Source organism: Klebsiella sp. D5A (assembly GCF_001620885.1).
GTDB lineage: Bacteria > Pseudomonadota > Gammaproteobacteria > Enterobacterales > Enterobacteriaceae > Klebsiella > Klebsiella variicola.
On record NZ_LOAR01000008.1, the window covers coordinates 209321 to 236007 of the forward strand.

Genomic DNA, 26687 nt, shown 5'->3' on the forward strand with positions numbered 1-26687 from the left:
TTAAGAGAGTTTTATTGATGAAGAAGTTGTTTAGCCTGGCGTTAATCGCCACCTCTGTCGCCCTGCTGAGCGCCTGCTCTCCGGATGAAGATAATAAAGTGAAAGTCGCTATCAATACCGGGCCGGACGAAGCCATCTGGAAAGTGGTGGAGCAGGTTGCGAAGGATAAATATCATCTCGACGTCGAAGTGGTCTCCTTCAATGATTATGTGCTGCCCAACGAAGCACTGAACAACAAAGATGTGGATGCCAACGCCTTCCAGACCCTGCCGTACCTTGAGGCGCAGTCGAAAGAGCGCGGCTATAAATTTGCGGTGGTCGGTAAAACCTTTGTCTTCCCTATCGCCGCCTATTCTCACCGGATCAAAAACATCAGCGAACTGCCCGAAGGGGCGACGGTGACCATTTCTAATGAAACCACCACCCTGGGCCGCAGCCTGCTGCTGCTCCAGGCGCAGGGGTTACTCAAGCTGAAGCCGGGCGTCGGCTATTTACCGACCACGCTGGATATCATCGACAACCCGAAACAGCTGAAAATTGTTGAAGTGGATACCCCACAGCTGACCCGTACCCTTGATGATCCGAACGTTAGCTTGTCAATCATTAACACCAACTTCTCCGCCCAGGCGGGCCTGTCGGCCGCCCGCGACGGTCTGTTTATGGAGGGGCCGGATTCTCCTTACGTGAATGCGATTGTCGCCCGCGAGGATAATAAGGACAGCAAGAAAATTCAGGAGCTGAAAGCCGCCTTCCAGACCAGCGAAGTCGCGGAAAAAGCGAAGGAAGTCTACAAAGGCGACGCGATCAAAGGCTGGTAAGCCTGAACCGGCGCCGTCCCTGCCGACGGCGCCGCGCTATCCCCGCCCCCGCGAACGCAGCAGCAACCAGATAAAGACCGGCGCGCCCAGCGTCGCCGTCACCACGCCAATCGGCAGCTCTGCGGCGGAAAGCGCCAGTCGGGCAATGATATCCGCCCCCAGCAAGGCGCTCGCCCCGGCCAGCATGCAGGCTGGGAGCAACACCCGGTGATCGCTTAAACCACATAGCCGCAGAATGTGCGGGATCACCAGGCCGATAAAGCCAATTGCTCCCGCCAGCGCGACGCTAACGCCGACCAACCAGCCGGTCGCCACCACCAGCAGCTTGCGCCATAGCCACAGCGGCAGCCCGAGCTGACGAGCGGAGACTTCGCCCAGCGCCAGTAAATTCAGGGGTTGCGACTGCAGACAAACCCAGCAAAGCACCGGCAGGAGGGCTATCATCAGCCACAGCTGCTGCCAGTCGACGCCGCCAAACCCGCCCATCATCCAGTACATCAGCTGACGCAGGTCAAAAGAGGTGGAGAAGTAGACCGCCCAGGTCATCAGGGCACTGCAGATGATCCCCAGCGCCACCCCCGCCAGCAGCAGACGGCTGGTAGAGAGATGGCGGCGGGCAAAACGCAGCAAAATAAAGGTGATCAGCAGCGCGCCGAGGATCGCGCACAGGCCGAGCGCCCAGCCGGGCAAGACTCCTTTGCCCAGCAGGACGGCGGCAATCAGCCCGACGCCCGCCCCGTTGGAGACGCCCAGCAGACCCGGCTCCGCCAGCGGATTTTCAAACAGCGCCTGCATAATCGCCCCGGAGAGCGCCAGCGCCGCCCCCACCAGCACCACCGCCAGGGTTCGCGGCAGGCGGATCTGCCAGATGAACAACTGGCCTTTCGCGCTCAGCCATTCCCCAGGCGGGATCCATTGATCGCCCGCGCACAGGCTGATCAGTAGCGTAACCAGGAGCAACAGCGTTAATCCAAAGAGCCAACGCCGGCTGCGGCGCTGTTGAAGATGGGCGAGAGTCAGCATAGATTCCATTACGCAGTGGGAACAAGAGGCTGATTTTACGGTGGGTGTCGCGGTGAGAAAAGGAAAACCTCGCGGCCGTTCGTCGACGCGGAGGAAGACCTCCCCCGCGTCTGCGTTCGTTCGTTACACCAGGATCTGAAACAGTAGCGCAAAGAGAATGATATTCGCCACCACGATTGCCCAGCCGTTATAGAGCATATATTTCAGATGCGTGGACTGCGCCAGCCCCATCTGGCCGAACATGTCCGATGAGGGAAACGGACCGAACCAGTCCACCTGAGAAGAGGCGAGCAGCACCGCGGTGGTCCCCTGCGGCGGCACGCCGGCGGCCATCAGCATCGGGCCAAAGATTTTATGGGTAAACGTCATTTGCGCCACCGCCGCACCGGGCACATGGCCGATAATATTGAACGCGAAGATGCTAAAGCACAGCCAGGCCGGGGAGATCCCCTCGAGCAGCGGTTGGGTATACTCCAGCAGCCCCTGATAGGCATGCAGACCATCCATCAGTTCAAGGATTGGGTTATACAGCCAGTAGAGGATAAACATCCACACCAGACGGCCGCAGCCGTGATACAGCGCCTGCAGGATCTGCGTCGGTCGCAGGCCGCCTACCAGCCCGGTCATCAGCGCCACCAGCAGCATCACGATAATCGCAAAGCTGAAGCCAGCTTTGATCACCACGCCAACGACCGCCATCACAATGATCGTCGCGGCGAAGGCCAGCGCGCTTAATTTACGCCGACGCTGCTGCGCGGCGCTGAGATCGTCTTTTGGCTTCTCCGAAAGATCGACGTCATAGCGCAGTTTGCCTTCAGTCATCTTCTGGATCCGCCCCGCCATTATCCAGCCGGCCAGCAGCGTCACCGCACTCATCGGCAGACCGACGTACAGCAGATAATCCGGATAGCTCAACCCGCCGAGGCTGAGGATTGTCACGGTGCTGGGGGTGAAGGGCCCGGTAAAGAGCCCAACGGAGCCGGCGGTCATCATCAGCGCGGCGACCGTCGGCGGCGTTAAGCGTACCGCTGCCGCCACCGGAATGATCACGGCCACGATAATGGCGTTACCACCGGCCATGGTGCCCAGCGAACCACAAATTAAAATCGATGACACCACAATGCCGAACTTAACCCGCGTCTGGCTCGACAGCCCAATACGATGAACCACGAATTTCACCAGCTCAACCGCTGCGCCGGTGCGGGTGGCCACTTCCCCCACGCCGGCGCCGAGCATAATGATAAGCCCTACCGTGGCGATAAATGACCCGGTGGATTTCGCCAGCATCGTGCCCATTTCCGGCAGGCCGGTCGAGGTCATTATCATGGCGATAATAATCGAGGAGATCACCGCCAGCACAATATCAACGCCGATCAGCGATAATATCGCTAGTGCCACCAGCGGCGTAAATCCCAGCAGGCCAAGCTCACTGCCCGGTCGACCGTGGCACCACAGCGCGATCAACACGAACAGCAGCAATAACAGACCAGTAATAACGTTTTTCCGCGTGATATTTCGTCTGACAGGCGCATTGCCTGTGAGCGTTGAGTCACTCATAACACTCCTTAATGCCAATCAATCCGACCGTAAGGGTCAGGAGGTGTATTGGGACCTGCTCAGAAAACATCCCCCCTCTTTTTCATTATTGGCCGCGAGCCTGAGGGTGCGTTTGGGTACAAAGGAATAGATTCTGAGAGCGTAATATTCCGCCATCAGGCGGGGTCTACAGCACAATATGTAACCGGAGCGCTGATTGGAGATTAAATTTATGTTAACTTTGTGTTAGTGGATAATGACTTTTTATCGGTAGGCTATAACCCTGAGTTAACTGTTCATGAAACTGCGTCATCTGGAAATCTTTCACGCCGTAATGACCTGCGGCTCGCTGTCACGGGCGGCGGAAGCGCTCAATATCTCTCAGCCAGCGGCCAGCAAAGCGCTAAAAAGCGCCGAGATGAAACTGGGTTTTACCCTCTTTCAGCGGGTGCGCGGCAAGCTGCTGCCGACCAGCGAGGCGATCACACTTTTCGAAAAAGCGCAGAGCATTTATCAGGACCTCGATAACCTGCGCCTGTTGGCCGACAATCTGGCCCGCGATCCGCGCGCCAAAATCACCTTAGGCTGCCTGCCGAGTCTGGGATTAAGCCTGGTGCCAGAGCTGGTGACCGACTTTTATCAGCAAAACTGCAACCTGGTGATGACGCTCACCACCGAGCACACCGAGACGCTGGTCAAAAAACTGGATTTGCGCGAGATAGATTTGGCGCTGACGCTACAGCCGGTGCAGCAGGGAGAGATCCTGACCACCCTGATTGCCGAAGTACCGCTGGTGTACATCGACCGTCATTATCGTCAGGGGGCGGTGGACATCAGCCAGATCGATCAGCAGCGCTGGATCTCGCCAGGGCCGCACTCGCTCTCTGCGGCCATCGCCACCCGTCGCGACTTTTCCACCACCCGGCTTAACGTTCAGACCTACTATATGGCTACCGAGTTCGTGAAGCGCGGCATGGGCTGCAGCATCACAGATATCTTTTCCGCCCAGCACAACCTGGCTCCAGAGATGATCCACCCCATTACGCCGCCGATTGCCATCAACCTCTGCCTGCTGCGCCGGGCCGATGTTTCGCTGAGTCCAATGGCGCAAAAGTTCGTCGATTTTCTCTGCCAGCGTCTGCGCCAGCAACTCAAGGAGATTAACCTGCGGTTATACCCTGACCATAAAAAGTCAATTGCGCCGCTGGGGTAAATGCTTTGACATAACCCGATAAATTGATTAGCGGTGGATATATCGGGTTATGAACAAACGCATTGTCATTATCGGCGGCGGCGTGGTCGGTCTGGCCACGGCCTGGGAACTGATTAAGCGCGGCCATCAGGTGCAATTACTGGAGCGCAATGCTGAACCGGGCAGTGCCACCAGTTTTGCTAACGGCGGACAATTAAGTTATCGCTACGTTGCCCCCCTTGCCGATAGCGGCGTTCCCCTGCAGGGGATTAAATGGATGGGCAAAGCCGATTCGCCGCTGAATATGCGTCTTAAGATGTCTTTCCAGCAGTGGCGCTGGCTGCTGCAGTTCCTGCGTGCCTGTAATAGCCAGACCAATAAAATGAACGGCGATCATATTTTGCGCCTGTCGTTGCTCAGCCGTCAGGTCATGCAGTCGTGGCTGGATGAGGATAATCTTGCCGATTTTCACTGGCGGCGCAGCGGTAAATTAATTATCCATCGCCGCGAATATGATTTTAATAAAGCGGCAAAAGGGATAGATCCTCAGTATCAACAAGCGCTGAATGCTGACGCCTGTCTGCAGCTGGAGCCGGCACTCAGACATATCAGCCCTTCGCTGCAGGGCGGAATTTATTCGCCGGGCGATGAAACGGCAGATTGCCATCAGTTCTGCCTTGCCCTGCTCGACAAGCTCAATGCCAGCAACGACTTTAGCCTGCTGACGCACTGTGAGGTGCAGCAGCTCAATAAGCGCGGCGGACGCATCAGCGCCCTGGAGACCAACCGGGGAACCATCACCGGCGATGATTATGTCGTTGCCGCCGGTAACGGCAGTGGTCCTCTGCTTGGGCATCTGGGCGTTCGCGTGCCGCTGTGCGCCCTGAAGGGGTACAGCCTGACCCTGCCCTATCCTGAAAAAGCAGGTATTGCCCCTGACATCAGCGTCACCGACTACGGGCACAAAATCGTTTATGCCCGCCTTGGCCAACAACTGCGCATCGCGGCGATGGTGGACATCGGCTACGACGGCGACCAACTGCGCGAGAGCCGCATTCAGGCGCTGAAAAACATCGTCGCCCGTAGCTTTCCCGAACTCGAAGGGCTGGACAAGGCCGAAGCCTGGACCGGCATGCGCCCGTCAACACCAGCAGGCCCGCCGATGCTGGGTCGCGCCGGATACCCCAATCTGTGGATGAACCTCGGCCAGGGTAGTCTCGGCTTTACCCTCGCCGCCGGCAGCGCGGTGGTGCTGGGCGCGTTAATCGACAATCAGGCACCCACTATTTCTTTAGAAGGTCTCACATGGAAACAAACCGCATGACCATTATTCGCAATAATCCACAACCTCGCCTTTCCGCCAGCGTTGCGTATGGCAATCTGTTGTTCCTCTCCGGGCAGACGCCAAAAAGCAGCGAAGACGATATCGTTTTACAAACCCGTGAAGTGCTGGAGAAGATCGACGCCCTGCTGGCGGCTGCCGGGAGCGATAAGCGGCAAATTCTCTCCGCGCAGATCTGGCTGAAAGATATCGAACGTGATTTTGTCGCATTCAATGACGTGTGGGTACAGTGGATGCCGGAAGGCCAGAGCCCGGCGCGAGCAGCAGTACAGGCGGAGATGGCGCGACCGGATATCCTGGTGGAGATCATGCTCACCGCCGTCAAAGCGTAAGGACGTGTAGAAAAGAAAAAGGCCGCAATGCGGCCTTTTTAATTAGTTCAGATTATTTGTCTTTCGGCGACGCGTTTTCGACACGGCTTTTCAGCTTCTGACCGGGTCTGAAGGTCACCACGCGCCGGGCTGTAATGGGAATATCCTCCCCCGTCTTCGGGTTACGTCCCGGGCGTTGGTTTTTATCCCGCAAATCGAAGTTGCCGAACCCGGAGAGTTTGACCTGTTCTCCGTTTTCCAGAGCACGACGGATCTCTTCGAAAAACAACTCGACCAGTTCTTTGGCATCCCGCTTGCTAAGCCCAAGCTTATCAAACAGATATTCTGACATTTCAGCTTTTGTAAGCGCCATAGGTTCAATCCCTCAATGATGCCTGGAATCGCTCTTTTAATGCCTCTACACATCTGGCAACGGTAGCGGCAATCTCCTCTTCTTCGAGTGTACGGCTGGTATCCTGCAGGATCAGGCTAATCGCAAGGCTCTTATACCCTTCCGCCACACCTTTACCACGGTACACGTCAAATAAGTTTACGCCAACTACCTGATTTACGCCAACTTTCTTACATTCGGCTAAAACATCGGCAGCAGCCACGTTTTCCGCGACCAGTACCGCGATGTCGCGACGGTTCGCCGGGAAGCGGGAAATATCGCGCGCCTGAGGCACCACGCGGTCTGCGAGCTTGTCCCACTCCAGTTCGAACACCAGAGTGCGACCGTTCAAATCCAGTTTACGTTCCAGTTCCGGATGAACAACCCCAATGAAACCAATGCGTTCACCTTTAAGATAAATCGCTGCGGATTGGCCTGGATGCAGCGCGGCGATCGCTTCGCCACGGAACTCGATGTCGGCCAATTTACCGGTTAAATCCAGTACGGATTCCAGATCGCCCTTCAGATCATAGAAATCGACCGTCTCTTTCGCCAGCGTCCAGTGCTCTTCGTAGCGGTTACCGCAGATCGCCCCGGCCAGCATCACATCCTGACGAATGCCCAGCGGCGCCTGAGTATCCGGCACGAAGCGCAGGCCACTCTCAAAGATGCGCACGCGGCTCTGCTGACGGTTCTGGTTGTAGACCACGGTACCCAGCAGGCCGGTCCACAGCGACAGACGCATCGCCGACATTTCGCTGGAGATCGGGCTTGGCAGGATCAGCGCCTCTTCCCCGGCGTGGATCAGCTGCTGGATTTTCGGGTCAACAAAGCTGTAGGTGATCACTTCCTGATAGCCTTTGTCGTTCAGCAGCGTTTTTACGCGCTTCAGCGACAGGTCGGCTTCACGATGGGTACCCATGATCAGACCCGCCTGTACTGGCGCATCAGGAATGTTGTTGTAGCCATAAACGCGAGCCACTTCTTCGACCAGATCTTCTTCGATCTCCATGTCGAAACGCCAGCTCGGGGCGACTGCCTGCCATTCACCCTGACCTACCGTCACTTCGCAGCCGAGGCGCTGCAGAATGTCGGTGACCTGCGCGTCATCGATATGGTGGCCAATCAGGCGATCCAGTTTGCTACGACGCAGGGTAATGGTGGCGCGTTTTGGCAAGGTCTCTTCGTTTGTCACGTCGATCACCGGGCCGGCTTCACCGCCGCAGAGGTCGATCAGCAGACGCGTGGCACGCTCCAGCGCTTTATACTGCAGCGCCGGATCGACGCCGCGCTCATAGCGATGAGAGGCATCGGTGTGCAGGCCATGACGGCGCGCGCGGCCGGTAATGGACAGCGGGCTGAAGAACGCGCATTCCAGCAGCACGTTCTGGGTTTCGTCGTTAACGCCGGAGTGTTCCCCGCCGAAGATCCCGCCCATCGCCAGCGCTTTGTTATGGTCAGCAATAACCAGGGTGTCACTGTCGAGCTTCGCTTCAGAGCCATCGAGCAGCACCAGGGTTTCACCCTCTTTCGCCATGCGCACCACGATCCCGCCTTCGATACGGTCGCGGTCAAAGGCGTGCATCGGCTGGCCCAGCTCAAGCAGGACATAGTTAGTCACGTCAACCACCGCGTCGATGGAGCGGATCCCGCAGCGGCGCAGCTTCTCTTTCATCCACAGCGGGGTCGGCGCTTTGACGTTGATGCCTTTCACCACGCGGCCCAGATAGCGCGGGCACGCCTGCGGCGCGTCAACCTGAATCGGCAGCACGTCGTCAATGGTCGCGGCAACCGGCGTAATTTCCGGCGCGTTCAGCGGCGCTTTGTTCAGCACAGCGACATCGCGCGCCACACCGATGATACCCAGGCAGTCGGCACGGTTTGGCGTGACGCTGATTTCGATAGTGTTATCGTCAAGCTTGAGGTATTCACGAATATCAGTGCCGATCGGCGCATCCGCCGGCAGTTCGATGATACCGCTATGGTCGTCGGAAATACCCAGCTCGGAGAAAGAGCACAGCATCCCTTCTGACGGTTCGCCGCGCAGCTTCGCCGCTTTAATTTTAAAATCGCCCGGCAGCACGGCGCCGATGGTCGCCACGGCGACTTTCAGCCCCTGACGGCAGTTTGGCGCGCCGCAGACGATGTCCAGCAGGCGTTCACCGCCCACGTTGACTTTGGTGACGCGCAGTTTGTCAGCATTTGGATGCTGGCCGCACTCCACCACTTCACCGACCACTACGCCGTTGAAGCTGCCGGCAACCGGCTCAACGCCGTCGACCTCGAGGCCCGCCATGGTGATCTGATCGGAAAGCGCTTCGCTGTCGATCGCCGGGTTAACCCACTCGCGTAACCACAGTTCACTGAATTTCATTGTTCTGTCCTGCCCTTATTTAAACTGTTTGAGGAAACGCAGATCGTTTTCGAAGAACGCGCGCAGATCGGTCACGCCATAACGCAGCATGGTCAGACGCTCCATCCCCATACCGAAGGCGAAGCCGGAGTAAACTTCCGGATCGATACCGACGTTACGCAGCACGTTCGGGTGTACCATCCCGCAGCCCAGCACTTCCAGCCATTTGCCGTTTTTACCCATCACGTCAACTTCTGCGGACGGCTCGGTGAACGGGAAGTAGGACGGACGGAAGCGCACCTGCAGGTCTTCTTCAAAGAAGTTGTTCAGGAAGTCGTGCAGCGTCCCTTTCAGGTTGGTGAAGCTGATGTTTTTATCAACAATCAGACCTTCCATCTGGTGGAACATCGGGGTATGGGTCTGGTCGTAGTCGTTACGATAGACGCGGCCCGGCGCGATAATGCGGATGGGCGGCTGCTGGTTTTCCATGGTGCGGATCTGCACGCCGGAGGTCTGAGTACGCAGCAGGCGAGTGGCATCGAACCAGAAAGTGTCGTGGTCAGCGCGCGCCGGATGATGACCCGGAATATTCAGCGCATCGAAGTTGTGGTAATCATCTTCGATTTCCGGGCCAGTCGCCACGGTAAAGCCGAGCTCACCGAAGAAACTTTCAATACGGTCGATGGTGCGAGTGACCGGATGCAGGCCGCCATTTTCAATGCGGCGTCCCGGCAGCGAGACGTCAATGGTCTCTGCGGCCAGACGCGCATTCAGCGCTGCGCCTTCCAGATCAGCTTTGCGCGCGTTCAGCGCCTGCTGCACCTGCTCTTTCGCTTCGTTGATGACCGCGCCGGCTGCCGGACGCTCTTCCGGCGGTAACTCACGCAGGGTGGTCATTTGCAGGGTCAGATGCCCTTTTTTACCCAGGTATTCCACGCGGACGTTGTCCAGCGCAGCAACATCTGATGCCTCGTTAATGGCTGCCTTGGCACTGGCAACCAGCTCTGCGAGATGTGACATGGTTTTCCTCATTATGTCGGTGCAGACACCGGTTATAGTGAAATTAATATCCCGAATCCATATACGAAAAAAGCCTCCACAGGGGAGGCTTTCTGGCGCTGTTTTCCGTTTCTTCTTTCACGCGCTAGCCTCCTGAGTTCAGGTGCTAAAGTAAAAAAAGAAGCGGAAAATAGCAGCATTCATGCTTGCATTACCTTGTCTGGTAAGAAACGTCAGACCTGTATTGAAAAGCCTGCGCCGATAAAAGTCAATGTATTGATGGTGTTGAAACGAAAAGAGGGAGACAAGCTCCCTCTTTCAACTGGCTTATGCCAGAGCTGCTTTCGCTTTTTCGACCAGAGCGGTGAACGCTACTTTGTCGAATACGGCGATGTCAGCCAGGATCTTACGGTCGATTTCAACAGAGGCTTTTTTCAGGCCATTGATGAATTTGCTGTAAGAAATACCGTTCTGACGTGCTGCTGCGTTGATACGTGCAATCCACAGTTGACGGAACTGACGTTTACGTTGACGACGGTCACGGTAAGCGTACTGACCAGCTTTGATAACAGCCTGGAAGGCAACGCGGTATACGCGAGAACGCGCACCGTAGTAGCCTTTAGCTTGTTTCAAAATTTTCTTGTGACGTGCACGTGCAATTACACCACGTTTTACGCGAGCCATGTGTGCTCTCCTGTATCTATTCTAAGTTAAAAAAGTTAAACGTTAACGACTTATGCGTACGGCAGGCACGCGATAACTAGGCCCAGATCGCCTTTGGAAACCATGGCTTTCGGACGCAGGTGACGTTTACGCTTGGTAGCTTTTTTAGTCAGAATGTGACGCAGGTTAGCGTGCTTGTGCTTAAAACCACCTTTACCGGTTTTTTTGAAGCGCTTAGCAGCACCGCGTACGGTCTTAATTTTTGGCATCTTAATAACTTCCACTTCGCATTGTTAATAAACGAAACATAGGCGAACAACATCAGTGAAGCCCTAAGGCTCCACTGACATCGCTACTTGAAGGCCTTACTGTTTCTTCTTAGGAGCGAGCACCATGATCATCTGGCGGCCTTCGATCTTCGTAGGGAAGGATTCGACTACTGCCAGTTCACTCAGATCGTCACGGACGCGCGTAAGCACTTCCATACCGATCTGCTGGTGGGCCATCTCACGACCGCGGAAACGCAGTGTGATCTTAGCCTTATCGCCATCTTCGAGAAAGCGAACCAGGCTGCGGAGTTTTACCTGGTAATCACCATCATCGGTCCCAGGACGGAATTTAATTTCCTTAACCTGGATAACTTTTTGCTTTTTCTTCTGTTCCTTAGAAGACTTACTCTTTTCATAAAGGAACTTGCCGTAGTCCATGATACGACAAACTGGCGGTTCGGCGTTAGGGCTGATTTCAACTAAATCTACTCCGGCCTCTTCAGCCTTTTCGAGAGCTTCTCTCAGACTCACAATACCCAAAGCTTCGCCTTCCAGACCTGTCAAGCGAACTTCCAGGGCGCGAATCTCGCCATTGATACGATTCGGACGTGCCGTTTGAACTCGTTTTCCGCCTTTAATACCTTATTCCTCCAGTTGTTGAAGACTGCGGCTGCGAATCTCTTGTTGCAGCTTCTCAATCACTTCACTTACGTCCATGCTGCCGAGGTCTTTCCCGCGACGGGTGCGCACGGCCACTTTGCCGGCTTCGACTTCTTTGTCGCCACAGACCAACATATACGGGACACGACGTAAAGTGTGCTCGCGGATTTTAAAGCCAATCTTCTCATTTCTCAAGTCTGCTTTTACACGAATGCCCGCATTTTGTAGTTTACGCGTCAATTCGTTAACGTATTCAGCCTGAGAATCGGTAATATTCATGACCACTACCTGCACTGGTGCAATCCAGGTTGGGAAGAAGCCAGCGAACTCTTCGGTCAGGATGCCAATGAAGCGCTCCAGGGAACCGAGAATCGCACGGTGAATCATGACCGGTACCTGACGCTCGTTATTTTCGCCCACATAAGAGGCGCTTAAACGCTGCGGCAGAGAGAAGTCCAGCTGTACCGTTCCGCACTGCCATGCGCGATCGAGGCAGTCATACAGGGTAAATTCAATTTTCGGGCCGTAGAACGCCCCTTCTCCCAGTTGATACTCAAATGGGATGTTATTTTCTTCCAGCGCCACCGCCAGATCCGCTTCCGCGCGATCCCAGGTCTCATCGCTACCGATACGTTTTTCCGGGCGAGTTGACAGTTTGACGACGATCTTCTCGAAGCCAAAGGTGCTGTACATATCGTAGACCATACGAATACAGGCGTTCACTTCATCGCGAACCTGATCTTCAGTACAGAAGATATGCGCATCATCCTGGGTAAAGCCGCGAACGCGCATCAGACCGTGCAGCGCGCCAGACGGTTCGTTACGGTGGCAGCTACCGAATTCCGCCATACGCAGCGGCAGATCGCGGTAGGATTTCAATCCCTGGTTGAAGATCTGCACGTGACCCGGGCAGTTCATCGGCTTGATGCAGTATTCACGGTTCTCGGAAGAGGTGGTGAACATCGCATCTTTGTAGTTGTCCCAGTGGCCGGTTTTTTCCCACAGCACACGGTCCATCATGAACGGACCTTTGACTTCCTGATACTGGTACTCTTTCAGTTTAGAACGAACAAAGGTTTCCAGTTCACGGAAGATAGTCCAGCCGTCGTTGTGCCAGAACACCATCCCCGGCGCCTCTTCCTGCATATGATACAGGTCAAGCTGCTTGCCAATTTTACGGTGGTCACGCTTGGCGGCTTCTTCAAGACGCTGCAGATAGGCATTCAGCGCTTTTTTATCTGCCCACGCGGTACCGTAGATACGCTGCAACATTTTATTGTTGCTGTCGCCGCGCCAGTAGGCACCGGCGGTTTTCATCAGCTTGAAGTGATGACAGAAGCGCATATTCGGTACGTGCGGGCCGCGGCACATATCGATATATTCTTCATGATGATACAGACCCGGCTTATCATCATGAGCAATGTTTTCGTCAAGAATAGAAACTTTATAGGTTTCGCCGCGCTTCACGAAGGTTTCACGCGCTTCGTGCCAGCTGACTTTCTTCTTGATGACATCGTAGTTTTTCTCGGCGAGCTCATGCATACGTTTTTCGAGCGCGTCGATATCTTCCTGAGTCAGGGTGTGGTCGAGGTCTACGTCATAGTAGAAGCCATTATCAACAACCGGACCGATAGCCATTTTGGTGTTGGGCCACAGCTGTTTAATGGCATGGCCTAACAGGTGCGCACAGGAGTGACGAATGATCTCCAGCCCTTCTTCATCTTTCGCAGTGATAATAGAGAGAGTGGAATCGGTTTCGATCGGGTCGCAGGCGTCTACCAGTTCACCGTTTACCCGCCCGGCAATGGTGGCTTTCGCCAGGCCTGGACCGATATCCAGCGCAACATCCATGGGGCTAACAGCGTGGTCAAAATGGCGTTGACTGCCATCAGGAAGCGTAATTACAGGCATTTTATGTCCTTATTTGCAGTGGTGCCCCACACGAAAGAGCACATACAAAACTATATAATCATAATTATCATCAGGTTAAGGCGCAGTTCCCGCTTCACTCTGCGAAAATAGGAGGACGACCGGATAGACCGTTCCCGCCTGCCACCGCCTGCTGATAACACCGGGGAGTAGTTTACACATCATTGGTACGTGATTAAAGCCGCAAGCGTATAAATGATGGCGGAATGTGGAGAAAACAAGAGAGATTGAGATAAAAAGACGAATATCCTGCTACTGCAGGCAAGAATAATCCCCGGCAAAGCCGGATAATATTATTCGGACGTGATAGAAGAGACGCAATGATATTGCATACTTAATCTTTAACGCAGCGCGTTAAACCGGTACCGCTTCACCCGGCTTAATTGACGTACGGCGAAATAAAGGTCTGGTATATTATGACCACTCGCCGGCCACCAGCGTATGCACATTAAAGGCATCGCTCATGGATTGTCCGGTAGTTCGGGAACCGGGGGCGATATTCGAGCCAGCCTCAACGTCAGTCGCTTTGGCGATGCCAACCTGAGTATGGTCCTGGTTGCCTGATGGCGGAACGGGCGTGGCAGCGGATGCGCCAAAAGAAAGCACGCACAGCGCCAGGGCTGCGATGGTAAATGAAGTGTTTTTCATGATATTCATTCTCTTATTACGGAAGACAGACCGCGCGATTTCTCCGCCCGGACAGTGCATATCATTATAGATCCAGATCACATATTTGTCCGTCGAATATTTAGCTTTTCGTGTCAAATAGAATGAATATTTGTCAACAAACCGGGAATAATGGAGAAAAGATGGAGGGCTATTTCTTTTTATAAAAACTAAAACGAAAGGCCAGAAAAAATAATGGCACTCATTGCTAAATTTAAAACGAACAGGCCGGGGAAACCCGGCCTGAAAATATTACATTTTATACCCAAGGGACAGCGACGTCCGGCGATCGGTATGCTCCGGCGCAGAGGAAGGCGGTGCCGAGTTCCAGGTCACGTTGTAGGCGACCTTCAGCGCGAAATGGGCGTTAATCGCCACGTTTAACGCGCTCTCAGAGTTGACGGTGGTGTCCTCAGCGCCAAACACCGAGACCCCTTGCGTAAATTTGGCGTTATCGGTCATCTGCCAGGCCCAGGTGCCGGAGGCGTAACCCAGCGGCTGAGTATCGGTTTCTCCATCGGTAAACTCGTCATAGCGAACGCCAGGACCGAATTCAAACCGCAGGCTGTGCACCGGACCGTTGAGGATCTGACGACCATAACCCGCCGTCAGGACATCACGCTGCTGATAGCCATTATAGCGGTCGGTCAGCCAGCTGCCCTGACCAAAGATATAGTTCATATCGGTCAGGTTGTAGCGGCTACGCCCACCGACTGCATATTTTTCTGAGGATCGCTCATCGTTGGAAGAGGTGTTGCTGGCATTCCCCCACAGCGACCAGGCGGTGGTATTACCATACCAGGTCAAGGTGGAATCTGCCGTCATCGAGGAGTTTTTGGTGTTGCCGGACTGCGCCAGGTAGCCTGCGTTAACCACACCTTCGAAAGGTTTTTTAGCAGCGGAAGGGTCATCCATGACGGTAAATACAGAATCATCGGCCATTGCGCCAACAGACGCAAAAAGCCCCCCCGCCAGCATAACCGCTGCGGGTACTGTCTTTAAAAGCTTCATTATAACTCTCTAAAATACATTTTTTAGGACAGTACAAATGATGAACAGACACAACCTGCCCGCTCATTGAATTTAGCGTCCGTACAACATAAAAGAGACCTGAGGGTCCCGGAAACTTTCGCGAGGATCGCGGTGTGCAGGTCCTAAGAAAGGTAGCAAATTATAAAAAAGCACGAATAACATAGCAATCACTTACTCTTTCGTTTTTTGAATAAGACAGCTCCGGAAACAATCTTTATTTCATAATGAAAATACAGGCTTCTTTGCAAATCTCTCAGGAACATCACTTTCCCTCCCGGAGCCATCGTGCCATGCTTAAATAAAGCACAGTCGCCGTATTAAGGAGGAGAAGGAATGACCAAAATTTATACGTTAACGCTGGCCCCCTCGCTGGATAGCGCCACGCAGACCCCACAGATTTATCCCGAAGGTAAACTCCGCTGCAGCGCGCCAGTATTTGAGCCCGGCGGCGGCGGGATCAACGTTGCCCGTGCCGTGACCTTTCTTGGCGGCAAAGCCACCGCCATTTTCCCGGTTGGCGGCGCCACCGGCGAGCACTTAGCAGCCCTGCTGGCCGATGAGCAGGTGCCGGTCGAGACCGTCGAAACCCGCGACTGGACGCGGCAAAACCTGCACGTTCACGTGGCCGCCAGCGGCGAACAATATCGTTTTGTCATGCCCGGCGCAGCGTTGACGGATGATGAGTTCCGTCGGCTGGAAGAGAAAGTCCTGACTATCGAACCCGGCTCACTGCTGGTGGTAAGCGGCAGCCTGCCGCCAGGTATCAGCGTCGAAAACCTGATGCAACTGGTGAAAAATGCGCAACAGCAGGGACTGCGCTGCATTATCGACAGTTCCGGCGACGCGCTGGCTGCGGCGCTGGACGTCGGCAATATTGAGCTGGTGAAGCCGAACCAGAAAGAGCTCAGCGCCCTCGTACAGCGCGATCTGAGCCAACCCGATGACGTACGCCTTGCCGCCCAGTCGTTGATCCAGTCCGGTAAAGTACGCCGGGTGGTGGTTTCGCTCGGGCCGCAGGGGGCGTTAGGCGTTGACGCCAGCGGCAGCGTTCAGGTGGTGCCGCCTCCGATGAAAAGCCAGAGCACCGTCGGCGCCGGCGACAGCATGGTGGGCGCCATGACCCTGCGTCTGGCGGAAAACGCCGGGCTGGAAGATATGGTTCGCTTTGGCGTCGCTGCCGGTAGCGCCGCGACAATCAATCAGGGCACCCGTCTCTGCTCGCAGGCCAATACGCAAAAAATCTACGATTATCTCTGCGGTCGCTGATCTTCCCTGCCCCTCCGCGCTGGCGGAGGGAGCCACGATATTGGCTGGATGGTCTATGCTGGAAAGGCTATGGATAACAATGGGGTGTAGAGATGAGCAATGAGATAACCGCCTGGGTCGTCAGCGTCACCTTTCACGAACAGGCGCTGACGGAGATCAACGAGGTCAGCAACCACTTTACCCGCGCCGGGTTCGTACTGACGCTCAATGATGAAGACGGCAATCCCCATGAGCTGGGGACCAACACTTTTGGCCTGCTCAGCGCCCAGGATGCTGATGAAGTTAAGGCCCTCAGCGCAGGGCTGGCGGAATCGGCTCTGGGCCGCCCGGCAGAGATTACGGTCAGCACATTCGCCGAGTGGTTAAAAGCTCAATAAGTGCGTTTAACGCAACGGAAAGCGTCAGTTGTGCGTCAGTTCCAGGTTTACCCGGTAGCAGTGCGCTAACCTTATGATATGGTGGAAAACATGGGGAGAGACAGCATGTGGCAAGCAATCAGTACACTTTTACGCGATTGGCATTCCGAAAACGCTGAAATCGAACTGAAAACCGAGCTGCCCGGTGGGGAAATCCATTCGGCCTGGCATTTACGCTTCGGCGGGAAAGATTACTTCGTGAAATGCGACGAACGTGAGCTTCTGCCCATCTTCACCGCCGAGGCCGATCAGCTGGAACTGCTGTCGCGAAGCAAAACCGTTCGCGTGCCGCAGGTCTATGCGGTCGGCAGCGACCGTGACTACAGTTTTGTGGTCATGGAATACCTCCCTCCCCGTCCGCTGGATGCGCATAATGCCTTCCTGCTCGGCCAGCAGTTAGCGCATCTGCATCAGTGGAGCGATCAGCCGCAGTTTGGTCTGGATTTCGACAACGATCTTTCCACCACGCCGCAGCCCAACGCCTGGCAGCGTCGCTGGTCGGTGTTCTTTGCCGAGCAGCGTATCGGCTGGCAACTGGAGCTGGCGGCGGAGAAAGGGCTGCACTTTGGCGATATCGATACCTTAGTCGATGTGGTTCAGCAGCGGCTGGCCAACCATCAGCCGCAACCTTCACTGCTCCATGGTGACCTGTGGTCCGGTAACTGCGCCTTAGGACCAGATGGCCCCTATATCTTCGATCCGGCCTGCTACTGGGGCGATCGCGAGTGCGATTTAGCCATGCTGCCGATGCACCCGGAACAACCGCCGCAGATCTATGACGGCTACCAGTCCGTTTCACCGCTGCCAGCAGGTTTTCTCGATCGCCAGCCCATCTATCAGCTGTACACCCTGCTGAACCGGGCGATTTTGTTTGGTGGCCAGCACCTGGTGACGGTCCAGCAGGCGCTGGACGATGTATTGACGGAAAAAACGCGTTAGACAAGACTCACGGCGGACCAGGGGGTCCGCCGCAACGCATTATCAGTTGATCTCGACCCCACTCAGACGGAATTTGATAGTCATCGTCACGCCGGTTCCCGGTCTTGCCTGCTCGTAACGCCATCTGCGCATCGCGCTTTTCACTTCGCGCTCAAACATATTGGCCGGCTGGGCAGAGAGGATCTGTAGGTTGTCGATTCGGCCATCTGGCGTCACGTCAAACTTCACCCGTACCGTCCCTTCGATGCGCAGCGCCTGGGCGCGGGCCGGATAGGTCGGCTGGACACGGCTGATCGCCCGCGGGCCGCTCGGGGCAGTAACGGTGGGTTTGGCGGCCGCGGTCGAGGTGCTTGGCGCGGTGCGCGCTGGCGTCGTGTTGTTGTTTTCAAACGGCGAGGCCGGACGCGGCTCTGCTGCCGGCTTCACGTCCCGCTTCGGCTGCTCAACCTTTTTCTCCGGCTTGGGTTTCGGTTTGGGTTTAGGCTTCGGCTTCGGTTCCGGTTTATGGATCACCACCGGCGCCTCTTTCGGCGGTTCAGGCACCACCTCGGGTTCCGGCTCAGGATCAGGTTCGACAACGGGCTCCACGACTGGCTGTGCCGCCGGGGGCGGTTCAAGATCGGCCGGCGCGACCATCGTAATCTCAATCGGCTGCGTCGGAGAAGGCTGTTCAATAACCTGATGTACCGAGGTATAAAGCAGCCCCGCCACAACGGCACCGTGGATAGCCACGGACAGCAGCGTTGGCCACGGGAAGCGGCGAGGTAAATCAAGGGTCATTGCGCTCATAGTCGTTTCTGTTGAAAAATGATGCTCCGATTTTAAATGCAAATAGCAATCATATTCAATAAGGCGTCTTAACCTGAGTCAATTTTTGCCACCATTTGCAGAAAAAAGCCGCGTCGGCAGCGCATTCGACACCGGTATGCATCTTTGCATTGCAGTCCAGGGCGGTTTAACTTAACGTAATTCGCCTGATTATTGATAAGGAGCTTTGCCGTGCTTTACGTTATCTACGCTGAAGATATCGCCGATTCTCTGGAAAAGCGGCTCTCGGTTCGCCCTGCGCATCTCGCGCGTCTGCAACTCTTACACGATGAAGGCCGGCTGCTTACCGCCGGGCCAATGCCGGCCGTTGACAGCAACGAACCGGGCGCAGCAGGGTTCAGCGGCTCAACGGTGATTGCCGAGTTTGAGTCGCTGGAAGCGGCGCAGTCCTGGGCCAATGATGATCCGTATATTGCGGCTGGCGTCTACCGCCAGGTCTCTGTTAAGCCTTATAAGAAAGTGTTTTGATAAATATTCCCTGCTATTTTTCTGGTTAGCCATAAAAAAGACACCAGGCCATCAGATTAAAGGGCGCATTTTGGTACACAACATTAAAATGCCGCCCTTTTCCATCACGCGAAAAGTTTGGCTGTTCTCTCACTGACATGTCCTGTACAGGGTCAGATCCCCTCTCCTGCCTCAACATCGTCGCCTAACACAACGCCACACCATCCATGCATTAATATGAAAAGCCCCCGCTGTCCGGCGGGGGCCTCTGATCGTTATCGCTGATCCAATTATCTGTTACTTATCGAGCGCATAGGCAATCACGTAGTCACCGCGATCCGGCGACTGGCGGGCTCCACCGGCGGAAATCAGAATGTATTGTTTGCCGGTCTTCGGCGAAACATAGCTGATGGGTCCCCCCTGGCTTCCTACCGGAAGACGGGCTTTCCAGACTTCTTCACCCGTAGATGAATCGAAGGCGCGCAGGTAGTAGTCCTGGGTTCCGGCAATGAACACCAGGCCGCCCTGAGTTGCCAGGGTTCCACCCAGCGTCGGCATACCGATCGGCATCTGAGCACGCATTTTTATGCCAAACGGACCGGTATCCTGGACGGTACCGACCGGCACCTGCCAGACGATTTTCTGTGTTTTCAGGTCAATCGCGGACAGCGTACCAAACGGCGGTTTCTGACATGGGATCCCCAGCGGCGACATGAAACGGTTTTTGTTGACCGAGTACGGTGTTCCTTTCATCGGGACCGCCCCCATCCCAGCGTTCACCGCTTCACCACCGGTGTTGGCCACCGCGCTTTGTGGGTCCTGCTTAATCAGCTGCACCCACAGACCCAGACGCATATCATTGACGAAGATATAGTGGTTGTTCGGATCGGTAGACAGGCTGCCCCAGTTCATTCCTCCCAAAGAGCCCGGGAAGCTGAGGGAAACATCGGTCCCCGGCATGGTGTACAGCCCGTCATAACGCATCGATTTGAAGCTGATACGACAGACCAGCTGATCAAACGGCGTTGCCCCCCACATATCAGATTCTTTCAGGGTTTCCGCCCCAATCTGCGGCATCCCAACAGAGCGCGGCTGCGTCGCCGGATATTGTTCATTTGGGATATCAGCCGGTTTCACCGGGACCTCTTTCACTTCGGTAAGCGGTTGACCCGTCAGGCGATCAAGTACATAGATTTGACCCGCTTTGGTCCCCACCACCACGGCGGGTTTGTTGCCCTCTTTGGTCGGGAAATCGACCAGGCTTGGCTGCATCGGGACATCGAAGTCCCACAGATCGTTACGCACGGTCTTGTATACCCACTTCTCTTTCCCGGTGGTCGCATCCAGCGCCAGGATTGAAGTGGCGTATTTGTGATCGCCCTGAATACGGTCCGCGCCCCACAGGTCAACAGAGGAGCTCCCCATCGGAATAAAGAGGGTATTCATCGACGCATCCCATGACATGGGCGCCCAGGAGTTAGCGGAACTGCGTTTGTAATGTTCCCCTGGTTGCAGAACATGATTGGGATCCGGATTACGCGGATCAAATGCCCAGCGCTGCTGGCCGGTAATCACGTCATAACCGCGCACCACGCCGCCAGGCATGTCAGTACTGACGTTATCCGCCACGCGGCCTCCAACCACCACCGTGGTGCCAGCCAGCGTCGGGGCTGAAGTCAACACATAGCTTGGATCTGCCGCAGCGCCCATCCCTTCCCGCAGATTCACGCTGCCGTTCGTCCCGAAGTCCGGGCAGAATTGGCCGTTATCTGCGTCTAAGGCGATCAATCTGTCATCAATCGTATTCATCAGGATGCGACGCTGGCATGCTGCACCTGGCGCGACCTGTGCCGGCAGAACCGGGGAGGAGCCTGCCACAGTGGGCTGCGTCAGTGGCTTCGTCGCATCAAAATACGCCAGGCCTCGACAGCGCATCCAGATGGCGGATTTCGCATTAATTTCCGCTCTCCAGATCTCTTTTCCACTATCGGCATCGACGGCGATCACATTGTTATGCGGGGTACAGAGGAAAACACGATCGCCTACCTGCAGGGGTGTTTGCTGATCTTCTGCGCCATTGCCATCCGGGCTTAACGGGGTGTCGCCAGTATGGAAGGTCCAGACGGGTTTCAGGTTTTTTACATTGTCACGCGTGATCTGGTCCAACGCCACAAAGCGGCTACCGCCGGCAGTATTGCCGTAGTGGTCCCAGTTTTGCTGTTTAATGTCTTCTTTTACCGGCACCAGCGGTAATTTCTCGCCGCTGAACGCCACTGTGGGATGGGGCTGAAACATCTGAACAAAGGTGACGCCCATGGCGATAACCAGAACAACGCAGACCCCCCATGCCCCTTTGGTGCTGTAAGGCTTTCCTTCATGCTTACGTAGCGCAGGCCAGGTGGCCGCCGCCAGCAGCATCAACCCGGCGGGTACCATCAAACGGGAAACGAGCGGCCAGAAGTCGAAGCCGGCATCAAACAGTGCCCAAATCAGGGTACCCACGAATACCAGAGCAAACAGCCACACCGCGGACGACCTGCGGCGGAAAAACTGAATCGCGGCGAGCAGGGTAATAACCCCGGCAATAAGGAAATACCAGCTTCCCCCCAGGGAAACCAGTTTATAACCGCCGATGACAAAGAACAGGCCTGTCGCAAGCAGTATCACGCCGACCAGCAGGCACCACAAGCCTAACCAGCCGGATGAGCGGGGATTCGTATCTGACATAATAACTCTCCTGATAACACCATGAAATAAAACTATTTCTTATTTAACTATCGATGTTTTCCCCGCAGTAAGCCAAACGGCATTAATGAAGCATAATGCCGGGATAGAAAATGGCGATAAAACATCGATGTCGGGAATTATATTTAATTGTTAATAAATTGTGTAAGTCCGTTATGTAAGATCTTGTATTTTATTTATTTATTGATTGTTTTTTGCGCGACACTATTGTGATAAAGCTAAAAAAACGCCAGGAAGGATTAAAAAGAAATGACTACAACAAATAAATAACACAGAATAATATATCGACATTTATTCATTTCACATTGATATTGGATTGGATAAATGCCTAATTTATGGTTATTGCTCTTTTTTACATTGACTGGATTAGCATGTTGATGCGGGTAATTTCTCCCTGCCGATATTAAGCCATGGAATAAACGGGGATTAATGTCCGGTTTTCGCAAGGTACTGAACCGGTCTTAAACAACCTTCCTGCATTCAGGCTCGCGGTGATTTCTCTCCCCCGGAAAATAACCCCGCAATGATAAAACCACACACAATATCCTGACATGGCCCAATAAAAATCTCACCGTCAGGTTAAAATTGTCGATGATCATTTTTTAACTTCTATTAATTGCCTTGCGTAAAGTTCACGCTGCGTTATTGTAGGGTTATTCGTGCTTGATTAAAAATTTTGAAAGGGAATAACAAATGTTTTCAATAAGACTTTCCTGTTTTTAAGCTACCCTTTGTGTACTTGCCCATTTTGAGGACTTTTTTGTGAACGTTCTGAAAAAAACAGTATTTCTTTCTCTGCTTGCCTTATATATCCCTGTATCACAAGCTGCGGCGACGGAATATAACCTGGATCCGCAGCACACGTCGGTGGTTATTGCCTGGAACCATTTCGGTTTCTCTAACCCTACCGCCTATATCTCTGATGTTTCAGGGAAATTATCTTTTGACAAAGAAAACCTTGAAAAATCTTCTGTTAGCGTTACTCTGCCGGTAAAAACCATTGACACGCATGTCAAAGCGTTAACCGATGAATTTTTAGGCAAAGAATACTTTGATGTCAAAACGTTTCCCGAGGCTACTTTCCGGAGTACCAAAGTGGAAAGCAAGGGCGACAATAAATATGATGTCGAAGGTAACCTTACCATTAAAGGCATCACCAAACCGGTAGTTCTGCATGCAACCCTCAATAAGCAGGACATGCATCCAATGGTGAAAAAAGAGGCGATTGGATTTGATGCAACAGGGGTAATCAAACGTTCAGACTTCAAGCTTGATAAGTATGTGCCCGCGGTAAGTGATAACGTGACCATCACTTTATCCACTGAAGCCTATGCAAAATAAAGTAATGCACGCGTAATAGCGTGCATTTTATTCAGGCGCGTTATCCAGACAACCGTTCTGAAAGGCAAACAAACAGGCGCAGATTATTTAAGACCAGGAGCGGCACGCTTAGCCTCATGCGCCATGATCTGACTGCGCCTGTTTCATCATTCTTCTCAACTTACTTCAGGCTGCATCTGCTGGCCAGTGTAGGCATGCATTCGACAGCGCCGCACCTGTCTGGGTAACAATAAATACTGCATGGCAATTAATTCCTGTGGCGGCAGGAATAGGTTCTGCCTGAAACAAACCGCCCGGAATAACGTGACATGCCTATTTTAATGAGACGTGAAAGCAAGCCAGGCGCAAACTGTCGTTGCACCGCAGTCGAGCAAAATAATGATGTCAAGATGGCAATGATAACGATAATTCAGCGCAGGGCTGAGAAAACGACAACGGCACCGCGTACGGTGCCGTTAGCCTGCTCGCTTAACAGTCGGGAAAAATAAACAGCAGAGCATGACGCTGCCGTTTCACCAGTCCCTTCCTGATAGCAAGGATCCGCATATTGCGGCGCGATTGGGCTTCCAGCCAGCGCGCTTTACGGCGATTCACCTGTCTCAGCATGCGCCAGCGCCCTACTTCCGTTCTACTACGCTTCATTGCAACGACTCTACGAGTGAAAACAGCCTCCATTATAAACCTCTGCCAGCAACTGACTACCGCTTTCGCTGCGTTTTTATTTGCCAGAAAAATACTGATGCGTAAACTCATCACATAACGTCATTCAAAAGGATTTTACATCTATGACAACCTTTTACACGGTGGTGAACTGGCTGGTCATTCTGGGGTACTGGCTGTTGATCGCCGGTGTAACATTACGAATTCTAATGAAACGCCGCGCTGTCCCGTCCGCCATGGCATGGTTGCTGATCATTTATATCCTGCCGCTGGTGGGGATTATCGCCTATCTCTCCTTTGGCGAACTGCATCTCGGCAAACGCCGGGCGGAACGCGCCAGGGCGATGTGGCCCTCGACGGCCAAGTGGTTAAACGACCTCAAAGCCTGCAAACATATCTTCGCGGAAGATAACAGCCCGGTGGCAGAATCCCTGTTCAAGCTGTGTGAACGGCGTCAGGGCATTGGTGGCGTAAAAGGCAACCAGCTGCAGCTGCTGACGGAATCTGATGACGTGATGCAGGCTCTGATCCGCGATATTCAACTGGCCCGCCACAATATCGAGATGGTCTTTTATATCTGGCAGCCAGGCGGTATGGCCGACAGCGTCGCCGAATCGCTGATGGCCGCCGCGCGTCGTGGGGTTCACTGTCGGCTAATGCTCGATTCTGCGGGCAGCGTGGCCTTTTTCCGCAGCCCATGGGCGGCGATGATGCGTAACGCCGGTATTGAAGTCGTCGAGGCCCTCAAAGTTAACCTGATGCGTGTGTTCCTGCGCCGGATGGATTTGCGTCAACATCGCAAGATGGTGATGATCGATAACTATATTGCCTATACCGGCAGCATGAATATGGTCGATCCGCGCTACTTTAAGCAGGACTCGGGGGTCGGCCAGTGGATTGACCTGATGGCGCGGATGGAAGGCCCGGTGGCGACCTCGATGGGCATCGTCTACTCCTGCGACTGGGAAATCGAAACCGGAAAGCGCATTCTGCCGCCACCACCGGACGTCAATATCATGCCGTTCGAAGAGGCCAGCGGGCATACCATCCACACGATCGCCTCCGGCCCGGGCTTTCCGGAAGATCTGATCCATCAGGCGCTCCTCACCGCCGCCTACGCGGCGAAAGAGCATCTGATCATGACGACACCTTACTTCGTGCCCAGCGACGACCTGCTGCACGCAATCTGTACCGCCGCCCAGCGCGGTGTCGACGTGAGTATTATTTTACCGCGCAAGAACGATTCACTGCTGGTGGGCTGGGCCAGCCGGGCCTTTTTCACCGAGCTGCTGGCGGCCGGGGTCAAAATTTATCAGTTTGAAGGCGGATTGTTGCATACCAAGAGCGTGCTGGTGGATGGCGAACTGAGCCTGGTGGGGACGGTGAATCTGGATATGCGCAGCCTGTGGCTCAATTTTGAGATTACGCTGGTCATTGATGACGCCGGTTTTGGCAGCGATCTGGCGGCGGTCCAGGATGACTATATCTCGCGTTCGCGCCTGCTTGACGCCCGTCGTTGGCTAAAACGACCGCTCTGGCAGCGGATCGTCGAGCGACTGTTTTACTTCTTCAGCCCGTTGCTGTAAAACGTGCCCATCAGATACCGAATGAGTAGCAATCATGGATATGGATTTAAACAACCGCCTGACCGAAGACGAAACGCTTGAGCAGGCTTACGATATCTTCCTCGAGCTGGCGGCCGACAACCTCGACCCGGCGGACATCATTCTGTTTAACCTGCAGTTTGAAGAGCGCGGGGGCGCCGAACTGTTCGACCCGTCCGCAGACTGGGAAGAGCATGTGGATTACGATCTGAATCCGGATTTCTTCGCCGAAGTGGTGATTGGCCTGGCGGATACCGATGGCGGGGAAATTAATGACATTTTCGCCCGTGTTCTGCTGTGCCGCGAAAAAGATCATAAGCTGTGTCATATTTTGTGGCGTGAATAACGCTCACTATCCAGTGAAAAGCCTGCCGCGGTTCACCCGGCAGGCTTTTTTTATGCTGGCAGCTTATTTCGGCAACGCATGGCCGCAGGCGTGACAAAAACGGGCGTTATCGTCATGGTCGCCCTGCTGGCACTGCGGACACAGGCGACGCTGACGCCGACGGTTCAGGGCGCTGGTCATATGGGTAGTGATAAGCCCGGTCGGTATCGCAATAATGGAGTAGCCGATCAGGATGAGGATCGACGCCAGAATGCGGCCCAGTGGGGTATGCGGGGTGATATCGCCATAGCCGACGGTGGTGATGGTCACGATGGCCCAATAGACCGAGGCGTTGAGCGTCGTAAAGCCGTACTCCGGCCCCTCGATCAAATACATTAGCGAACCGAAAATCACCATCACAATGGCGATAAACGAATAGAACAGAATCAGCTGGTGACGCGCACTGACGATTGCTCGCCAGAACACGTTGAGCGAAGGCATAAAGCGCAACAGTTTGAGAATACGCAGCGCGCGGATCGCTCGCATTGCTCGCCAGGCAAAGACATAATTCAGGCTAATCTCCGGCCACAGCCACATCACATAGAGCGGCAAAATCGTCGCCAGGTCAATCAGTCCCCAAAAGCTAAAAATATAGTGGAGCGGATTGGGCCAGGTGGCGATACGCAGCAGGTACTCCACGGTAAAAACCGCGGTCACCAGCAGCTCCAGCCAGACGAAAATATGCCATTCATCTAATGTTAGATGATATTGCGTGCCCAGTCCCGACTCGATAAAAATCACCAGCACGCTGAGCAAGGCGAAAAGTCCGCACAGCCCTTCGAAGCGGCGGCCGGAACGTCGGTTCTGATCGAAAAGTAAATGATAAAGCCGCAGACGCGCGGCAGAAAGCATACCCACTTCGTTAACCTCGC

Annotated in this window: 27 protein-coding genes and 1 other annotated feature; of the genes, 11 read left to right on the forward strand and 16 right to left on the reverse strand. The window is 54.5% G+C overall.

What is annotated here, in order from left to right; genetic code table 11:
• Positions 1-17: 17 nt before the first annotated feature.
• Positions 18-818 carry a MetQ/NlpA family ABC transporter substrate-binding protein gene (locus tag AS136_RS13835; RefSeq protein ID WP_002909085.1) on the forward strand — a complete coding sequence of 267 codons (801 nt, stop codon included), beginning with the start codon at positions 18-20 and terminating at the stop codon, positions 816-818.
• 36 nt (positions 819-854) lie between these two features.
• On the opposite strand, the gene btuC is transcribed toward AS136_RS13835, so the two are convergent.
• Entirely contained in the window at positions 855-1841 is a 987-nt protein-coding gene (gene btuC / locus AS136_RS13840) for a vitamin B12 ABC transporter permease BtuC (protein WP_008804441.1), read from the reverse strand.
• A 123-nt stretch (positions 1842-1964) separates the two neighbouring features.
• A complete protein-coding gene (locus AS136_RS13845; RefSeq protein WP_008804440.1) occupies positions 1965-3398 on the reverse strand; it encodes a gluconate:proton symporter in 1434 nt (477 codons plus the stop codon).
• A 277-nt stretch (positions 3399-3675) separates the two neighbouring features.
• Between AS136_RS13845 and admX the strand changes: the two genes are divergently transcribed.
• From admX to AS136_RS13860, 3 genes are read left to right on the forward strand one after another with little or no spacing between them, the layout of a single operon-like run.
• Positions 3676-4590 carry an HTH-type transcriptional regulator AdmX gene (admX, locus tag AS136_RS13850; protein ID WP_063266804.1) on the forward strand — a complete coding sequence of 305 codons (915 nt, stop codon included), beginning with the start codon at positions 3676-3678 and terminating at the stop codon, positions 4588-4590.
• Positions 4591-4639: 49 nt separating this feature from the next.
• On the forward strand, positions 4640-5893 hold the full coding sequence (locus AS136_RS13855) for a D-amino acid dehydrogenase (RefSeq protein WP_008804438.1): 1254 nt from the start codon (positions 4640-4642) through the stop codon (positions 5891-5893).
• Positions 5890-6243: a RidA family protein gene (locus AS136_RS13860; RefSeq protein ID WP_008804437.1), complete on the forward strand. Its 354-nt coding sequence runs from the start codon at positions 5890-5892 to the stop codon at positions 6241-6243. Before AS136_RS13855 ends, AS136_RS13860 begins: the two co-directional genes overlap by 4 nt.
• 52 nt (positions 6244-6295) lie before the next feature.
• Here AS136_RS13860 and ihfA read toward each other — a convergent pair whose 3' ends face one another.
• The 10 genes from ihfA to AS136_RS13905 all read right to left on the reverse strand — a co-directional run bounded on the left by ihfA (position 6296) and on the right by AS136_RS13905 (position 15163).
• Positions 6296-6595: an integration host factor subunit alpha gene (ihfA, locus tag AS136_RS13865; RefSeq protein ID WP_002909098.1), complete on the reverse strand. Its 300-nt coding sequence runs from the start codon at positions 6593-6595 to the stop codon at positions 6296-6298.
• 4 nt (positions 6596-6599) lie between these two features.
• Positions 6600-8987 (reverse strand): phenylalanine--tRNA ligase subunit beta, encoded by a 2388-nt coding sequence (gene pheT / locus AS136_RS13870; protein ID WP_023322847.1) that lies wholly within the window; start codon positions 8985-8987, stop codon positions 6600-6602.
• Between the two features lie 15 nt (positions 8988-9002).
• A complete protein-coding gene (pheS, locus tag AS136_RS13875) occupies positions 9003-9986 on the reverse strand; it encodes a phenylalanine--tRNA ligase subunit alpha (RefSeq protein ID WP_008804435.1) in 984 nt (327 codons plus the stop codon).
• A gap of 63 nt (positions 9987-10049) precedes the next feature.
• Positions 10050-10174, reverse strand: a sequence feature (Phe leader region).
• A complete protein-coding gene (gene pheM, locus AS136_RS28480) occupies positions 10125-10169 on the reverse strand; it encodes a pheST operon leader peptide PheM (protein WP_001386830.1) in 45 nt (14 codons plus the stop codon). Its footprint overlaps the feature before it by 45 nt.
• 118 nt (positions 10175-10292) lie before the next feature.
• Positions 10293-10649 (reverse strand): 50S ribosomal protein L20, encoded by a 357-nt coding sequence (gene rplT, locus AS136_RS13880; RefSeq protein WP_000124850.1) that lies wholly within the window; start codon positions 10647-10649, stop codon positions 10293-10295.
• A 50-nt stretch (positions 10650-10699) separates the two neighbouring features.
• Positions 10700-10897 carry a 50S ribosomal protein L35 gene (rpmI, locus tag AS136_RS13885; RefSeq protein WP_001124225.1) on the reverse strand — a complete coding sequence of 66 codons (198 nt, stop codon included), beginning with the start codon at positions 10895-10897 and terminating at the stop codon, positions 10700-10702.
• 96 nt (positions 10898-10993) lie between these two features.
• Positions 10994-11536: a translation initiation factor IF-3 gene (infC, locus tag AS136_RS13890; RefSeq protein ID WP_012967832.1), complete on the reverse strand. Its 543-nt coding sequence runs from the start codon at positions 11534-11536 to the stop codon at positions 10994-10996.
• A 3-nt stretch (positions 11537-11539) separates the two neighbouring features.
• Entirely contained in the window at positions 11540-13468 is a 1929-nt protein-coding gene (thrS, locus tag AS136_RS13895) for a threonine--tRNA ligase (protein WP_008804433.1), read from the reverse strand.
• A 432-nt stretch (positions 13469-13900) separates the two neighbouring features.
• Positions 13901-14134 (reverse strand): YdgH/BhsA/McbA family protein, encoded by a 234-nt coding sequence (locus AS136_RS13900; protein ID WP_012541368.1) that lies wholly within the window; start codon positions 14132-14134, stop codon positions 13901-13903.
• A 270-nt stretch (positions 14135-14404) separates the two neighbouring features.
• Positions 14405-15163, reverse strand: coding sequence for a DUF481 domain-containing protein (locus AS136_RS13905; protein ID WP_008804431.1), 759 nt, complete (start codon positions 15161-15163; stop codon positions 14405-14407).
• 354 nt (positions 15164-15517) lie between these two features.
• Here AS136_RS13905 and pfkB point away from each other — a divergent pair, with 354 nt between their 5' ends.
• The 3 genes from pfkB (at position 15518) to AS136_RS13920 (ending at position 17805) form a co-directional block, all read left to right on the forward strand.
• Positions 15518-16450, forward strand: coding sequence for a 6-phosphofructokinase II (gene pfkB / locus AS136_RS13910; RefSeq protein ID WP_008804430.1), 933 nt, complete (start codon positions 15518-15520; stop codon positions 16448-16450).
• 92 nt (positions 16451-16542) lie between these two features.
• On the forward strand, positions 16543-16827 hold the full coding sequence (ghoS, locus tag AS136_RS13915; RefSeq protein ID WP_008804429.1) for a type V toxin-antitoxin system endoribonuclease antitoxin GhoS: 285 nt from the start codon (positions 16543-16545) through the stop codon (positions 16825-16827).
• Between the two features lie 105 nt (positions 16828-16932).
• The gene (locus AS136_RS13920; protein ID WP_012541366.1) at positions 16933-17805 is read left to right on the forward strand and encodes a fructosamine kinase family protein; all 873 of its coding nucleotides are present in this window, start codon (positions 16933-16935) and stop codon (positions 17803-17805) included.
• Positions 17806-17847: 42 nt separating this feature from the next.
• Here AS136_RS13920 and tonB read toward each other — a convergent pair whose 3' ends face one another.
• Positions 17848-18594 (reverse strand): TonB system transport protein TonB, encoded by a 747-nt coding sequence (gene tonB, locus AS136_RS13925; RefSeq protein ID WP_022065331.1) that lies wholly within the window; start codon positions 18592-18594, stop codon positions 17848-17850.
• 210 nt (positions 18595-18804) lie between these two features.
• Between tonB and AS136_RS13930 the strand changes: the two genes are divergently transcribed.
• The gene (locus tag AS136_RS13930) at positions 18805-19101 is read left to right on the forward strand and encodes a YciI family protein (RefSeq protein ID WP_008804420.1); all 297 of its coding nucleotides are present in this window, start codon (positions 18805-18807) and stop codon (positions 19099-19101) included.
• Positions 19102-19377: 276 nt separating this feature from the next.
• Here the strand turns inward: AS136_RS13930 and AS136_RS13935 are convergent, their stop codons facing one another.
• The gene (locus tag AS136_RS13935; protein ID WP_023322849.1) at positions 19378-21807 is read right to left on the reverse strand and encodes a glucose/quinate/shikimate family membrane-bound PQQ-dependent dehydrogenase; all 2430 of its coding nucleotides are present in this window, start codon (positions 21805-21807) and stop codon (positions 19378-19380) included.
• A 780-nt stretch (positions 21808-22587) separates the two neighbouring features.
• On the opposite strand from AS136_RS13935, the gene AS136_RS13940 reads away from it, so the two are divergent.
• On the forward strand, positions 22588-23166 hold the full coding sequence (locus AS136_RS13940) for a YceI family protein (protein ID WP_063266805.1): 579 nt from the start codon (positions 22588-22590) through the stop codon (positions 23164-23166).
• 468 nt (positions 23167-23634) lie between these two features.
• On the opposite strand, the gene AS136_RS28205 is transcribed toward AS136_RS13940, so the two are convergent.
• Positions 23635-23808 (reverse strand): YciY family protein, encoded by a 174-nt coding sequence (locus tag AS136_RS28205; RefSeq protein WP_023290120.1) that lies wholly within the window; start codon positions 23806-23808, stop codon positions 23635-23637.
• A gap of 143 nt (positions 23809-23951) precedes the next feature.
• On the opposite strand from AS136_RS28205, the gene cls reads away from it, so the two are divergent.
• Together cls and AS136_RS13955 are read left to right on the forward strand one after the other, a co-directional pair.
• Positions 23952-25412: a cardiolipin synthase gene (gene cls, locus AS136_RS13950; protein WP_008804416.1), complete on the forward strand. Its 1461-nt coding sequence runs from the start codon at positions 23952-23954 to the stop codon at positions 25410-25412.
• A 34-nt stretch (positions 25413-25446) separates the two neighbouring features.
• A complete protein-coding gene (locus AS136_RS13955; RefSeq protein WP_002910079.1) occupies positions 25447-25776 on the forward strand; it encodes an HI1450 family dsDNA-mimic protein in 330 nt (109 codons plus the stop codon).
• A 63-nt stretch (positions 25777-25839) separates the two neighbouring features.
• Here AS136_RS13955 and AS136_RS13960 read toward each other — a convergent pair whose 3' ends face one another.
• A complete protein-coding gene (locus AS136_RS13960) occupies positions 25840-26667 on the reverse strand; it encodes an ion transporter (RefSeq protein WP_012541359.1) in 828 nt (275 codons plus the stop codon).
• Between the last annotated feature and the right edge of the window lie 20 nt (positions 26668-26687).

Bases quoted from the DNA above. Each gene is read 5' to 3' on its own strand.
- tonB (WP_022065331.1), bottom strand. From the start codon at position 18,594: ATGAGCGCAATGACCCTTGATTTACCTCGCCGCTTCCCGTGGCCAACG.
- cls (WP_008804416.1), top strand. From the start codon at position 23,952: ATGACAACCTTTTACACGGTGGTGAACTGGCTGGTCATTCTGGGGTAC.
- AS136_RS13960 (WP_012541359.1), bottom strand. From the start codon at position 26,667: ATGCTTTCTGCCGCGCGTCTGCGGCTTTATCATTTACTTTTCGATCAG.
- AS136_RS13855 (WP_008804438.1), top strand. From the start codon at position 4,640: ATGAACAAACGCATTGTCATTATCGGCGGCGGCGTGGTCGGTCTGGCC.
- AS136_RS13835 (WP_002909085.1), top strand. From the start codon at position 18: ATGAAGAAGTTGTTTAGCCTGGCGTTAATCGCCACCTCTGTCGCCCTG.
- ghoS (WP_008804429.1), top strand. From the start codon at position 16,543: ATGAGCAATGAGATAACCGCCTGGGTCGTCAGCGTCACCTTTCACGAA.
- ihfA (WP_002909098.1), bottom strand. From the start codon at position 6,595: ATGGCGCTTACAAAAGCTGAAATGTCAGAATATCTGTTTGATAAGCTT.
- pfkB (WP_008804430.1), top strand. From the start codon at position 15,518: ATGACCAAAATTTATACGTTAACGCTGGCCCCCTCGCTGGATAGCGCC.
- pheS (WP_008804435.1), bottom strand. From the start codon at position 9,986: ATGTCACATCTCGCAGAGCTGGTTGCCAGTGCCAAGGCAGCCATTAAC.
- admX (WP_063266804.1), top strand. From the start codon at position 3,676: ATGAAACTGCGTCATCTGGAAATCTTTCACGCCGTAATGACCTGCGGC.
- AS136_RS13845 (WP_008804440.1), bottom strand. From the start codon at position 3,398: ATGAGTGACTCAACGCTCACAGGCAATGCGCCTGTCAGACGAAATATC.
- AS136_RS13905 (WP_008804431.1), bottom strand. From the start codon at position 15,163: ATGAAGCTTTTAAAGACAGTACCCGCAGCGGTTATGCTGGCGGGGGGG.
- rpmI (WP_001124225.1), bottom strand. From the start codon at position 10,897: ATGCCAAAAATTAAGACCGTACGCGGTGCTGCTAAGCGCTTCAAAAAA.
- pheT (WP_023322847.1), bottom strand. From the start codon at position 8,987: ATGAAATTCAGTGAACTGTGGTTACGCGAGTGGGTTAACCCGGCGATC.
- rplT (WP_000124850.1), bottom strand. From the start codon at position 10,649: ATGGCTCGCGTAAAACGTGGTGTAATTGCACGTGCACGTCACAAGAAA.
- thrS (WP_008804433.1), bottom strand. From the start codon at position 13,468: ATGCCTGTAATTACGCTTCCTGATGGCAGTCAACGCCATTTTGACCAC.
- AS136_RS13920 (WP_012541366.1), top strand. From the start codon at position 16,933: ATGTGGCAAGCAATCAGTACACTTTTACGCGATTGGCATTCCGAAAAC.
- AS136_RS13860 (WP_008804437.1), top strand. From the start codon at position 5,890: ATGACCATTATTCGCAATAATCCACAACCTCGCCTTTCCGCCAGCGTT.
- AS136_RS13935 (WP_023322849.1), bottom strand. From the start codon at position 21,807: ATGTCAGATACGAATCCCCGCTCATCCGGCTGGTTAGGCTTGTGGTGC.
- AS136_RS28205 (WP_023290120.1), bottom strand. From the start codon at position 23,808: ATGAAGCGTAGTAGAACGGAAGTAGGGCGCTGGCGCATGCTGAGACAG.
- btuC (WP_008804441.1), bottom strand. From the start codon at position 1,841: ATGCTGACTCTCGCCCATCTTCAACAGCGCCGCAGCCGGCGTTGGCTC.
- AS136_RS13900 (WP_012541368.1), bottom strand. From the start codon at position 14,134: ATGAAAAACACTTCATTTACCATCGCAGCCCTGGCGCTGTGCGTGCTT.
- AS136_RS13955 (WP_002910079.1), top strand. From the start codon at position 25,447: ATGGATATGGATTTAAACAACCGCCTGACCGAAGACGAAACGCTTGAG.